At 24.8% G+C, this 12,566-nt stretch carries 13 protein-coding genes; 4 read left to right on the forward strand and 9 right to left on the reverse strand.

The window, feature by feature from the left end; all coding sequences use genetic code 11:
* Nucleotides 1–48: 48 nt before the first annotated feature.
* Entirely contained in the window at nucleotides 49–1,620 is a 1,572-nt protein-coding gene (locus C7380_RS03560; protein ID WP_109604111.1) for a hypothetical protein, read from the forward strand.
* Between the two features lie 25 nt (nucleotides 1,621–1,645).
* Here C7380_RS03560 and murA read toward each other — a convergent pair whose 3' ends face one another.
* Genes murA through C7380_RS03585 form a run of 5 tightly spaced genes read right to left on the reverse strand, consistent with a single transcriptional unit; the run spans nucleotide 1,646 to nucleotide 6,495 of the window.
* Nucleotides 1,646–2,938: a UDP-N-acetylglucosamine 1-carboxyvinyltransferase gene (murA, locus tag C7380_RS03565; protein WP_109604112.1), complete on the reverse strand. Its 1,293-nt coding sequence runs from the start codon at nucleotides 2,936–2,938 to the stop codon at nucleotides 1,646–1,648.
* A gap of 22 nt (nucleotides 2,939–2,960) precedes the next feature.
* Nucleotides 2,961–3,764 (reverse strand): hypothetical protein, encoded by an 804-nt coding sequence (locus C7380_RS03570; RefSeq protein WP_109604113.1) that lies wholly within the window; start codon nucleotides 3,762–3,764, stop codon nucleotides 2,961–2,963.
* Nucleotides 3,700–4,584: an HAD family hydrolase gene (locus C7380_RS03575; RefSeq protein ID WP_109604114.1), complete on the reverse strand. Its 885-nt coding sequence runs from the start codon at nucleotides 4,582–4,584 to the stop codon at nucleotides 3,700–3,702. Before C7380_RS03575 ends, C7380_RS03570 begins: the two co-directional genes overlap by 65 nt.
* A complete protein-coding gene (locus C7380_RS03580; protein WP_109604115.1) occupies nucleotides 4,577–5,491 on the reverse strand; it encodes a glucosaminidase domain-containing protein in 915 nt (304 codons plus the stop codon). Before C7380_RS03580 ends, C7380_RS03575 begins: the two co-directional genes overlap by 8 nt.
* A complete protein-coding gene (locus C7380_RS03585) occupies nucleotides 5,491–6,495 on the reverse strand; it encodes a polysaccharide deacetylase family protein (RefSeq protein WP_158274765.1) in 1,005 nt (334 codons plus the stop codon). Before C7380_RS03585 ends, C7380_RS03580 begins: the two co-directional genes overlap by 1 nt.
* 143 nt (nucleotides 6,496–6,638) lie before the next feature.
* Between C7380_RS03585 and C7380_RS03590 the strand changes: the two genes are divergently transcribed.
* Nucleotides 6,639–7,400, forward strand: a complete 762-nt coding sequence (locus tag C7380_RS03590) for a TatD family hydrolase (RefSeq protein WP_109604117.1) — start codon at nucleotides 6,639–6,641, stop codon at nucleotides 7,398–7,400.
* 100 nt (nucleotides 7,401–7,500) lie between these two features.
* Here the strand turns inward: C7380_RS03590 and fmt are convergent, their stop codons facing one another.
* Genes fmt through surE form a run of 3 tightly spaced genes read right to left on the reverse strand, consistent with a single transcriptional unit; the run spans nucleotide 7,501 to nucleotide 9,724 of the window.
* The gene (fmt, locus tag C7380_RS03595; protein WP_109604118.1) at nucleotides 7,501–8,439 is read right to left on the reverse strand and encodes a methionyl-tRNA formyltransferase; all 939 of its coding nucleotides are present in this window, start codon (nucleotides 8,437–8,439) and stop codon (nucleotides 7,501–7,503) included.
* Complete coding sequence (gene def / locus C7380_RS03600) at nucleotides 8,436–8,963, reverse strand: peptide deformylase (RefSeq protein ID WP_109604119.1); 528 nt, start codon at nucleotides 8,961–8,963, stop codon at nucleotides 8,436–8,438. The genes fmt and def overlap by 4 nt, the downstream gene beginning before the upstream one ends.
* A complete protein-coding gene (surE, locus tag C7380_RS03605) occupies nucleotides 8,963–9,724 on the reverse strand; it encodes a 5'/3'-nucleotidase SurE (RefSeq protein ID WP_109604120.1) in 762 nt (253 codons plus the stop codon). Before surE ends, def begins: the two co-directional genes overlap by 1 nt.
* 155 nt (nucleotides 9,725–9,879) lie before the next feature.
* Here surE and C7380_RS03610 point away from each other — a divergent pair, with 155 nt between their 5' ends.
* On the forward strand, nucleotides 9,880–10,299 hold the full coding sequence (locus tag C7380_RS03610; RefSeq protein WP_109604121.1) for an OsmC family protein: 420 nt from the start codon (nucleotides 9,880–9,882) through the stop codon (nucleotides 10,297–10,299).
* Between the two features lie 102 nt (nucleotides 10,300–10,401).
* Nucleotides 10,402–11,142 (forward strand): class I SAM-dependent methyltransferase, encoded by a 741-nt coding sequence (locus tag C7380_RS03615; protein WP_109604122.1) that lies wholly within the window; start codon nucleotides 10,402–10,404, stop codon nucleotides 11,140–11,142.
* A 31-nt stretch (nucleotides 11,143–11,173) separates the two neighbouring features.
* Here C7380_RS03615 and C7380_RS03620 read toward each other — a convergent pair whose 3' ends face one another.
* The gene (locus C7380_RS03620; RefSeq protein ID WP_109604123.1) at nucleotides 11,174–12,415 is read right to left on the reverse strand and encodes a metal-dependent hydrolase family protein; all 1,242 of its coding nucleotides are present in this window, start codon (nucleotides 12,413–12,415) and stop codon (nucleotides 11,174–11,176) included.
* Between the last annotated feature and the right edge of the window lie 151 nt (nucleotides 12,416–12,566).

Consider the following 12,566-nt stretch of genomic DNA (forward strand, 5'->3'; position numbering starts at 1 on the left):
GGCTATTAGCCGGGTTTTATTTTATAAATTAAAAATGGGGAGATAAATTTGAAAAGAATAATATTTTTATTTCTTTTTATAAGTATTTTTATGTTTTGTTTTTCATATGATATAAATCCTTCTTATTTTATGAATAAATATAAACTTTATTTAAATCCAGATGGTATAGATGCATGGACAAACTTTGATATATATTTTACTACAAATGAAATAAGAATCCCTTTTACATTTGAACCAACATTTACTGTAAATTTAGGGTTAAAATATAAAAGGGCAGAAGAAGAAAAATATTATAGTATTTTTGATTATACATTGCTTGAGGCGGAGTTTGCTAATTTGAAATTGGGATTTAATGAAAGTCAATTTAGAATTTATCCCATGAAAAAATATTTAGAAGATTTATTTATATACTATGAAGATTTGAATGGAAAATATCTTCAAGATATTAAATTAGAAAATAATTATAATTATGATTTTGAATATGAAAAAATTTTAAAAAATGATAAATTTGGTATAACTCATGATGCAACTAAAAATAATAATTATCTCAAAATAAATATTGCTTATATTAATAAAGAGAAAGAATATGTCAGTAAATTTGAAAATAAATCTCAAGAAAATTCTTATGAAAATTTTAAAAAAGGTATTGAAATAAAAAATCAAAAAGATAAAACATTTATAAAATATTACTATGATTATGATCGCGTAAGGGAAGAAAAAATCAAATTAGATCAAAAAAATATTAAATTTGATTTTAATATAAGTAGGAAAAATGGTTTTTTAAAAGGATTTAAAACTATAAATTCTTTTGAATGGAAATATGATTATGATATTCTTTATATAGATGAAGAGATAAATGGATATTATAATCTTGAAATAATAGATTTTGAATCACAAAACAATTCTTCAGAAAAAAATAAAATTGATACTTTAATTTATAAAATTCCATATGAACAAAAATTAAAAAAAGTAGATTTATATTATTTTAGTGATACATATTATAGAAATAATATAAATTTAAAAAATTTTATAATAACACCACATATAAATATATATTTAAGAAATCAATTATTTGGTGTTTCAACTAAAGGTTATGACCATTTTATGAAAAAAGAATATGATTTTAAAGGGATAAGTTCTAATGATGCTACTTCATTAACTTTAGGAATTGATTTTTTTTATTTTTCTGGTAAATGGAATGATTTTTTATTGGATAAATTTATTATAAACCTTGAAACTGGAGATTATTTATATAGTTTAAATTATAAGAAAAATTATAGAATAGGGTTTGGTAATAATATTTTCTTTATTTTTAAATATTTTTATGATAAAGCTGAGGATGATTTCAATTTTATGATAAATCCAGGATTTAAAATGAAATTTGAAGATAATTTTTATTCTGAATTTAATTATTATTTTGATTTTAATAATAGTTTCAACTTTATAAATTCTTTTGAAATTGATAATTATTTTTCTTATGATGGAATAAAAATGGGTATAAAAATTTTTAATACAAGAAATAGAAGATATGCGGATGGATATTTCAGAAATTTTTATGAAATGGATAATAAAGTGAATTGGTATTTATATTTTGAATTATTTAAATATTTATATTTATAATTAAAAGACGGCCTTTGGCCGTCTTTTAGTCAATATAAGTCATTTTTAGACCCATTTTATTTAATTTTTCTTCTAATTTTTCATAACCCCTAAATATATGATCTACATTGGATATAATGGTTTCTCCTTCAGCTAATAATCCAGCTATTAAAAGTGCTGCAGAAGCTCTTAAATCTGTTGCTTCAATCGGAGCACCAGTTAATTTATCAACTCCATCTATTATGGCGGTATTATCTTCGAGTCTTATATTTGCTCCCATTCTATTTAATTCATCAATATGATTAAAACGACTTTTAAAAATAGTTTCTGTTATAGTAGACTTTCCTTTTATTAAAGATAATAATACTGAAATTTGTGGTTGTAGATCAGTTGGGAATCCTGGATATGGTTCTGTTTTTAATATAACATTATTTAAATTATTATTTTTTATTTTAGATATTTTTAATGTTTTTTCTTCTTTGTTTAATTCATAATTTATACCTATATCATCAAATGTTGAGAATAATATTCTTAAATCATCATAACAAATATTATGTATAGTTAAATTATCTCCTATCAAAGCTCCCATTATGGCATAAGTTCCAGCTTCTATTCTATCTGGAATAACCCTATAATTCAAACCGTGAAGTTTATCAACTCCATTTATTGTAATTGTTGAAGTATTTTTACCAATTATATCTGCACCCATTGCATTTAAAAAATCTATTAAATCAGAAATTTCAGGTTCCATTGCACAATTGCTTATAATTGTTTTGGTTCCATATATTAAAGTTGCTGTTGTAATTATATGTTCAGTAGCTCCAACACTTGGAAATTTTAAAGATATATTTACTTCCTTTTCAGCACCATTGAATTTTGATAATGCAAAACCATGTTCAATTTTAGATTCTATACCAAGTTTTTTAAGTCCTTCAAGATGAAAATTTACAGGTCTTACTCCTATAGAACAACCTCCAGGTAATGCTACTTTTGCCTTTTTCATTTTTATAGTTAATGGCCCAAAAACATTAAAAGAAGCACGCATTTTTCTTACTGGTTCATAAGGAATTTCAAAATCTTCGAGTGATGTACTTGTTATTATTAATTTATCTTCTATTCTATCTACTACTTTTCCAGCACTTTCAAGTATATCTATCATAGTGCTAACATCTGCAAGATCGGGTACATTATCAAGAGTTATTTTTTCATCTGTTAATAAACATGCGGCCATTATAGGTAACACAGCGTTTTTACTTCCAGAAATATATATATCACCTTTGGCAGTTTGCGGTCCATTTACAACTATTTTACCAGAAGTGTTTAATTCTAAGCTTTCCATTTTTCAGCCCCCAATATTTTATTTACCAATTTTTATTTCCTGTGGGTAGTATTTCCCCTCTAAGGGTTTTTTCTGCTAAATCTTTTACTTTATTAGAAAAATAAGTTATTTTTTTATAATTTGAATTATTTATTTTATTCAATAAGATTTCTTCTTCACCTTTTAAATGACCACTAATTACTATTGAATTTTTATAAATATTTAATAATGATTCATCTAAATTATTATTATTCAAAGTCCAAGGTAGTTTTAAATTATAGTTTTTTAATAATGTGTATATATTATCTGATTTATAGATATCGACATTTTTTAAAGTATCAGAATAAGATAAAAAAGAACCTGTTTTTTGTAATAAAGAATCTATAAATGATTTATCATCATTAGACCCTACATTTATAATTGGATATAAACCAGAAGTTTCGAATCCACGTATCATTCTATACATTATTTCAGAATTTATATATGGAGACTTTCCTATATAATTTAAAGGGTTTTCAGTATCTTTTTTGAGTATTTCTAAATTTCCAAATATTATAAAATCAAAACCATAACTTTTTATTTTTATTCCAATATCGATACTTAATTTTTCTATTAGATCATAATTTTTGACACTTCCAAGAGAAAGATAAGATAAATCATCATCTATTTCTTTTAAATTTAAAATATAACCATATATTAGATCTTCTGATTTTTTTATGGGTTCTAATTTATCATATATAAATCCTATATTTTCCTTATAAATATTTATTAGTTCGAATTCATCAGCTTTGATGGTCAATCCAATCATCAAAATTATTATCATCATTAAGTATTTTTTTAACTGCATAATAAACACCATCCTCATCATTTGAGGGTAAAATATGCTTTGCAGCACTTTTAACATTTTTGTTGGCATTATTCAAAGTAAAAGAATTGTTTGTAATTTCAAACATAGATATATCATTGTTTGAATCTCCAAAAACATATAATTGTTCAAAATCTATATTATATATCTTAGATATTTTTTTGATGGCATTTCCTTTAGAGGCTTCTTTGGACATAATATCTAAGAAGTTTTTAAATGATAGAACTATATTGAGATTGTTTGAAAATTTATTTTGAATTTCATTTTCTATTTCTCTTATTTTTAATTCATCATCTATACATAAGATCTTCAATGGATCATTGTCTTTTTGCATAATGAAATCATTTAAATCTTTCACTATTTTATAATCAACATTTGCATGTTTTGAATAAAATTCAATGAAATCATTTTCTTCTTCACTTATCAGTACATCTTTTACATATATTTGTCTATGGGATTTTATGTTTCTCAAATGGTTTATCAAATCAACAGCGACCTGTTTATCTATTATAGATTCATAAATTAATTTATCTTTTTCATCTATTATATAGGCACCATTGTAAGATATTATTGGTGAAATACCTTTTATAAATGGTATGTATTTATCTATTATTTTTTTCATAGAAACAAGCATTCTACCACTTGCCAAGATTAATTGATTTTTTGATTGTATAATCATTTTCATGGCTTCGATATTTTTTTTACTTATTTCTGAATTGCTATTTAATAAAGTGCCATCTAAATCAAAAACGAGTGTTTTCATTATGTTTTCCCTCATTTCAATTTTATCATATTTATTCATTATTCTGTACTTCTAAATAGTAATCAGAATATTTTTCAAAGTTATTAGAATCTATAAGACTTTTTAAAGAAGATACATATAATTCTCTTTGTTGTGAATAATACAAAAGTCCATCTTCATATCTTTTGTCTTTAATTTTTCCAGATCTTATGAGTCTAAAATCTTCATAATAATCTAAAGTATTGAGTTTTTCTGCATATGATTTCATAGATTGTTCTATATTATCAAATTTTTTAACTTCATAAGTAGCTCCTTCGGGTCTTCCAGAGGGAACAATACCAGTACCAGGTTCAAACGTCCATTCGCCAAATATGTTATTTCCCTCAACGGTAAATCTTGAACTACCCCAACCAGATTCTTTAGCAGATTGACCTATTGCTATATGTACTGGGATTGTATTGATTTTTATTTTTAAATCTTCAATATTTTTTGCAGAATATTTTTCTTTTAAAATTTCTATTTCATCATTCATATCATTTTTTATATAAAAAAATAATTTATCTCTTTCAAAAGAAATTTCTTTATTTATTTTCAATATTATAGGTAAAACTATTTGAACAAACATCTCTTTCTTTTTGTTTACATCGGGTATATTTTTAAAATTTTCTGGAAAACTTTCAATTATTAATGTAGGAATTTCTTTGGTATTTAAAGTATAATCGATATCATTAAAATATTTTTCTATATCTTTCCATGATTCAAAGTTTTTATATTCCCAAGAGATTTTATCTTTTTCAATCATTATTTTTGAATTATTATTTAGTTCTTTTTCAATATTTTCAGGAATTTTTTTAAGTTCTTCATTATTTTGAATTATTATATTTGCAGGTGTAGTTATTATAAAATATCCAATTAAAATAATTCCAAATCCTATGATTCCATAAGCTAATATATTTTTTATATTCATTAATTCAACTCCTTAATAGGTCTTAGAAGCCAATATTTAACATGTTCTATATTATTTTCATCTCTTAAAAATAAAGCTATTTTATTATTGTCTTTTTTTATCTTATAAGAATCTTTTGAATATATATTATCATCTTTTACATAATTAGGAATTATACCTTCTTGAGATATATATAGTATGGGATTATGAAAATTCAAATCAACTGATGCAGAAATTTTAAATTCTTCATCAATAGGAATTTCTTCAGGATATATATCTTTTACTTTTAAAGCTTTTCTATTCATAACATAATTTAAATGAGGTTTATAAGCCCAATCTTCTGTTAAGGGTTCTCTTGGTATATAATATTTGCTATATTCTGGTATAAATGGTCCATAATCCATACTAAAAGCATAAGATATACCATTCTCTTCTAATATTTTATCCATTCCAGTTGTATAATATCCATAAGGATAAGCATAATGTTTTGGAGTGAATTTTATATTATCTTGAAAAGTTTTTATAGATTTTTTTAAATCATCTTCAAAAAATTTTAAAGTAAATTCTTTTCCTTTTGTTTTTAACATATAAACAAAATTATCATGTTTGGCAGAATGTGAGCCAAGAGTCACAATATCATCTTTATTCATTTGAGATAATTGTTCCCAAGTTAAATAATCTGGATAACCAACATTGTCAGTATTTATAAACAACATAAAAGGTATATTATATTTTTTAAATAAGTCATAAGCGTATTTAGTAGTTTTATAACCATCATCTATGGTTATCAATACTCCTTTTTCAATATCTGTTTTTTTATCAATATAATCTTGAAACTCTTCTGGAGTAAGCATTTTATAATTGTTATCTTTAAAATAATTTAAATGCATTTCTATATCTTCTGTTGAAGTAGATGTTGATGGATATCTATCATCATTAAAACGATGATATAAGATAACATATACTTCTGAAAACGAGATTAAAGAGATTAAAACAATTGCGAAAATTAATAAATTTTTTTTCATTTGTACACCCCTCATTTAAAAAAATTTTAATTTTTGATATTTTATAAATATCAAACTTAATTTTATCAGATAAAGATTTTCAAAACATTAAAATAAATAAAATATAACTTTGATAATCTATATTATAAATGGAGGTGTTTTTTTTGAAGTTTATAGATACTCATTGTCATGTAACACTTGAAAATTTTGATGAAGATAGGGAGGATCTTTTAAAAATTATGGAAGAAGAATTAGAGTTTTTCATAGAAGTTGCTATCGATATGAAAAGTTCTGAATATCTTTATCAATATTCAAAAAACTTTAAAAATGGTTTTATAACAGTAGGGGTACATCCTACCGAAACTGAAAATTTTAATTATGACAGTATTGAACAGTTGAAATTATTTTTGCCTTGTGAAAAAGTTATTGCAATAGGTGAAATAGGACTTGATTTTCACTGGGATACAGATAGAAATAAACAATATAAAGCATTAGAAATGCAACTTGAATTGGCTAAAAATTATGATATACCTGTTATATTTCATGTTAGAGATGCTTATAAAGAAATGTATGATTTTTTGAATAAATCTAAATTTTCAGATTTAAAGGGAGTTGTTCATTGTTTTTCGGGAAATTATGAAATAGCTAAAAAATTTTTAAATCTTGGTTATTATTTAGGGTTTGATGGTCCAATTACTTATCCGAAAAATGAAGAGTTGAGAGAAACTATAAAAAATATTCCTATTGATAGAATACTTTTCGAAACAGATTCTCCTTTTTTACCTCCCAAACCTTTTAGAGGAAAAAGAAATGATCCACTTAAGGTTTCATATGTATATGAAAAAGCTGCAGATGTTTTAAATATTAATATTGAAGAATTAAAAAGTATAGTGTTTCAAAACGCAAAAAAATTATTTGACATATAAAATGAAAAATACCTCCAAAGCAGTTTTGTAATTTTTACTAATTACGTGTCTACTTTGGAGGTATCATATCAAACGAATATATTTTTTAATTTAAGTTTTTTTATTCAAATATATCTCCAATTTTTATTTTATGACCATTTAAAGCATCGGTTGAAGTTATTTTCTTTTTACCAGGAAATTGAATGTTTTTTATTATTAAATAACCATCTTTGCAAGATACTGATATTCCAGATTCATCTGATGATAATATTTTTCCTGGAATATCTTTAATATTTTTATAATCTTGGTTTAAAAAACTACCAAATATTTTTACTGATTCACCATTTATAAAAGCTTTTACGCCTGGATATGGATCATAAGCTCTTATTTTATTATGAATATCGAAAACATTATTTTTAAAAGATATTTTTAAGTCTTCTGGACTTATTTTATGAGCATATGAACTTTTTTCATCATCTTGATATTCTAACTTGATATTTTCATAATTGGATAAGAAATTTAATAATAATTCTTTTGAAGTATATAGTAATGAATTATAAACATCTTCTAAATTATCATTCAAATCAATTCTTATATTTTTTTTACAAGCTATAGGTCCAGCATCTAAATCTCTTACTATTTTAAATATACTTATACCAGTTTCAGATTCACCGTTTTCAATAGCTCTTTGCATCGGAGCAGCTCCTCTATAATTTGGTAATAATGAAGTATGAACATTCCAACAACCGTATTTTGGGAGGTTTATAACTTGATTTTTTAATATTTTTCCAAAAGCCACCGTTATTATCATATCAGGATCTAAATCTTTTAATTTTTGAAATCCTTCACCGATATTTATAGATTTAGGCTGGAATACAGGTATATTAAATTTATTAGCTATCAATTTTACTGGAGTTGGTTGAATTTTTCTTCCTCTTCCTTTTGGTTTATCTTCTTGAGAAAAAACTCCAATTATATTAACATTATTTTCTAACAAATATTCTAAAATTTCAGAAGAAAATTCAGGAGTTCCCATAAAAACTATTTTTTTGTTTTTCATATTTCTAATTCACCATGCTCTTTAAATATTTTTTGTCCTTCTTTATTTAATTTTAAAAGATCTTTTTTTATTCTTGCTTTTGATACCACTGAAAGCTTATCTGTAAAAAGTCTTCCTTTTAAATGATCGAACTCATGTTGAAATATTCTTGCAGTATATTCATCTAAATCTTCTTTAATTTTTTTACCTTCCGGATTTTGATATTCTACAGAGATTTTTCTTGGTCTTGAGATTTCAGCAAATATTTCAGGAATTGATAAACATCCTTCTTCATAAATAATTTCTTCTTCAGAAAAATTTAGAATTTTAGGATTTATTACTGCTCTCTTTTCAATTCCATCATCCATGACAAAAAAACTTCTTGAGATTCCTACTTGAGGTGCTGCAAGTCCCACTCCATCTGATTTATACATTTCGTCAAACATATCTTGTATTAATTCTTTTAAACTATCATCAAATTTCTCTATATCTTTAGTAGTTTTTCTTAAAATTGGATCTCCTATTATTCTAACAGTAAAATTCATCATCTCACCCCCAATATGTTTTTTAAAGGAATTGTGAAATCAGTATTTGTTAAAAATACAGTTATAGGAGTAATAGAAACAAAACCATCTCTTGCACAGTAATAATCAGAATAATTTTCATCATCATCTTCAATTACTTTTCCAAGCATCCAATAGTATGAATTTCCATAAGGGTCTTTTCTCTCTTCAAAATAATCATTATATCTTCTTTTACTTTGTCTTGTAATTTTTAATCCTTTTATTTCATCATAGGGTATATTAGGAACATTTATGTTCAATGTTGTAAATTCAGGAATTTCTTTAGGATCTAATTTTTTTAATATATCAAGTATTATTTTAGCGGCATCTTCAAAATTTGGTTGATTAAAATCGATACAAGATACTGCTATTGATGGTTTTCCACTTAAGGCTCCTTCGAGTGCCGCTGATACGGTACCGGAGTATAATATATCTGTACCAAGGTTAGCTCCTTTATTTATTCCACTAATAACTATATCAAAATCAATATCTTTATATATAGCTTGTAATCCAAGTTTTACACAATCAGCGGGAGTACCATTTACCGCAAAACCAAAAAAATTATTTCCAAAACTTATTTTTTTTGCCCAAAGAGGATTTCTAATAGTTATTGCGTGACCTGTTGCACTTCTCTCCACATCAGGAGCAACAACATATACATCATGTTCTTTTTCTAAGTATTCTTTTAAAACTCTTATTCCGGGTGCCATAATTCCATCATCATTAGATATTAATATTTTCATATTACACCTCCATTTTTATTATAATTTTACCATTTTTCTTTTATTTAGTTATTAAAAGCTTTTTAACATTAATAGTTAACATTAAAACTGAAATATTTTAATTTTTTAAATTTTTATGATATAATATGATTGAAAATAGGTATAGGGGGTATAATATGAAAAAATATTATGAATTTAAAGAAATATCACCAAGACATTTTTATTCAAGAACGGCATCAGAACATGATATACATGTTGATGCAGGAAAAGAAATAGGTGGAGGAGATACTGCAGCAAGACCATTTGAATATCTTATGACAGGACTTGCAGGTTGTTCTGGAATAGATGTTTCTATGATACTTGAGAAGATGAAAGTTGAATATGAAGAATTCAATATAAAAATAGATGCAGATAGAAGAGATGAGGATCCAGGAATATTCGAAACTATTCATATGGTCTACGAGTTTAAGGGAGATAATTTACCTATAGATAAACTTGAAAGAGCTGTTAAACTCTCTCAAGAAAAATATTGTGGAGCAGCAGCAATATTTAAAGCTTCAGCAAAATTAACTTATGAAATAAAAGTAATAAATTAATTTCAAATAAAAGCATCCTTTTTTGTTTATTTAATATGAATAAATTTACAAATGGGGATGCTTTTTGCATTCAATAAATAATAGATGAAAGGATATCATTAAATGATTAACTATTATGGAAATTTATGTACAAAAATGTATGAAATATTGCACCCTTATGTAGAAGAAGAGGAATTGCAATTTTATTTGAGCTATGCAAAACAAAATAAGAAAATATTAGAACCTCTTTGTGGAAGTGGAAGATTTGTTGTGCCATTTTATGAAAAAGGTTTTGATATTACAGGATTTGATATGTCCGAAGAAATGTTAAAAGAATTATATAAAAAAGTTCCAAATGTAAAAAGCTTTAAGAGCTCCATGGAAAATTATCAACCAAAAGAAAAATATGATTATATTTTTATTACATCGGGATCATTTTCTTTATTTCTCGATGAAAAAAATGTTGAAAATTTACTTATTAAAATGAAACAGTCTTTGAATGAAGGAGGAAATTTTGTTTTTGCTGTTGAAACAACTGCAAATGTAGTTTATGATAAACAAAATTATTTTGAAAATAATAGTGTGAAAACAGAAGAAGGATATGATTTAGTTTTTAAAAGTAAAAGTTTTTATGATGAAAAAAATAAAATATTATCTACACCAAGCATATATGAATTATATGATGAAAATAATCTATTGGCCAAAGAAGAAATGGATTTTCGTTTGAAATTATATGATTTTGGAGAATTAGATGAATTAATATTTAAGGCTGGATTTAAAAAAATAAATGTATTTAGTGATTTCAATAAAAGTAACAATTTAAATAAAAATAGTAAGATGTTTTTATATGATTGCTATATTTAAATAAAAAAAGTCGTACATTTGTACGACTTTTTTAAAGTGAATTTTTAATAAATTTTCCTTCTTTCATTATAACTTGCATATTTTCAACAGAAATGTTTTTGATATTTTTTAAAGGATTTGAATTTAAAATTATTAAATCTGCATATTTGTTTTTTTCTAAAGTACCTGTTATATCGTCTATATTTAACATCTCAGCACCATTTTTTGTAGCAGCTACTATAACTTCCATTTCTGAAAAACCGGCTTTATTTAGTGCATACATTTCAGTTATGGCATATTTTCCATAAGGTGTTAAGCTACTACAAAATGAATCTGAACCAACTGTTATTCTTATTCCTTTTTTCTTAGCATTTTGAAGATTATCTATAATTCTGTTTAATTCTTTTTCAGCTATTGTATTTCCTTCATAATGATCATGGATAGGTCTATAAGGGGGTTCATAAACTTTAAACCATTCATAAAAAAATTGTAAAGTAGGACAAAAAGTTATATCTTTTTCTTTCATTATTTCAAGACATTCTTCATTTAATTCTTGACCATGAATTATAACAGATACACCTGCTTTACATGAATTTAAAGCACCTTCATATCCTTCAGCATGGGACCATACTGGAATATTTACCATATTACATTCATCAACTACGGCTGTAATTTCTTCTATACAATAATGAGGATCAGCTTTTTTATCATGTCTCCAAATGCCTCCTCCTGTAGACCAAATTTTTATTGCATCAGGATTTTCTCTGAGCCTATTTCTTATAGCTTTTCTTAAATCCCAAGGTCCATCTACTTGTTCCGCCCAAGGATGTGATTTTTTATTTAAATTTAAGGGTAATTCATGAGAGTCACCATGACCAGAAGTTCGACAAAAACCAAGACCCGTAGCAACAACTCTTGGTCCTTCTATAATTCCTTCCTCTATCATATTTCTTATATGAATTCCAGATCTTGAAATTTCTCCTACTGAGGTTAAACCATGATACAAAGATTCTTTTGCTTGAGCCACTGCTACAATAGTTTTTTGAATATCAGGTTCTAAAACCCATTCACTATCATTATCAGTTTTATTGCCACTAAAATGAAGATGAGTATCTATTATACCTGGCATTATTATTTTATCTTCGATATTAAATATTTCATAATCATTCCCAAAAGATATTTTTGGACCTGCATATAATATTTTTTTATCTTCAATTAGTAATATAGATTCTTTAACAGGATTTTTTCCTGTTCCATCTATGAGCAAACCACCTTGAAATGCAATTTTACTCATAAACTTTCCTCCCTCTATAAAATACGCTTAAGTGAATATTTCATGATAATTCATAGAAATTAAAAAAAACAAAAAAATATAAAAGATAATAAATAATGAAAGAAATTTTATTTATTAAAAAATTAATAAACATAAAATATGGTAGTAGTTA

The sequence above is a fragment of the Oceanotoga teriensis genome (genome assembly GCF_003148465.1).
GTDB classification, from domain to species: Bacteria; Thermotogota; Thermotogae; order Petrotogales; family Petrotogaceae; genus Oceanotoga; species Oceanotoga teriensis.

Coding starts and splice junctions, on each gene's coding strand:
- murA (WP_109604112.1), bottom strand. CDS start 2,938: ATGGAAAGCTTAGAATTAAACACTTCTGGTAAAATAGTTGTAAATGGA.
- C7380_RS03615 (WP_109604122.1), top strand. CDS start 10,402: ATGATTAACTATTATGGAAATTTATGTACAAAAATGTATGAAATATTG.
- C7380_RS03620 (WP_109604123.1), bottom strand. CDS start 12,415: ATGAGTAAAATTGCATTTCAAGGTGGTTTGCTCATAGATGGAACAGGA.
- surE (WP_109604120.1), bottom strand. CDS start 9,724: ATGAAAATATTAATATCTAATGATGATGGAATTATGGCACCCGGAATA.
- fmt (WP_109604118.1), bottom strand. CDS start 8,439: ATGAAAAACAAAAAAATAGTTTTTATGGGAACTCCTGAATTTTCTTCT.
- C7380_RS03575 (WP_109604114.1), bottom strand. CDS start 4,584: ATGAATAAATATGATAAAATTGAAATGAGGGAAAACATAATGAAAACA.
- def (WP_109604119.1), bottom strand. CDS start 8,963: ATGAATTTTACTGTTAGAATAATAGGAGATCCAATTTTAAGAAAAACT.
- C7380_RS03580 (WP_109604115.1), bottom strand. CDS start 5,491: ATGAATATAAAAAATATATTAGCTTATGGAATCATAGGATTTGGAATT.
- C7380_RS03585 (WP_158274765.1), bottom strand. CDS start 6,495: ATGAAAAAAAATTTATTAATTTTCGCAATTGTTTTAATCTCTTTAATC.
- C7380_RS03610 (WP_109604121.1), top strand. CDS start 9,880: ATGAAAAAATATTATGAATTTAAAGAAATATCACCAAGACATTTTTAT.
- C7380_RS03570 (WP_109604113.1), bottom strand. CDS start 3,764: ATGCAGTTAAAAAAATACTTAATGATGATAATAATTTTGATGATTGGA.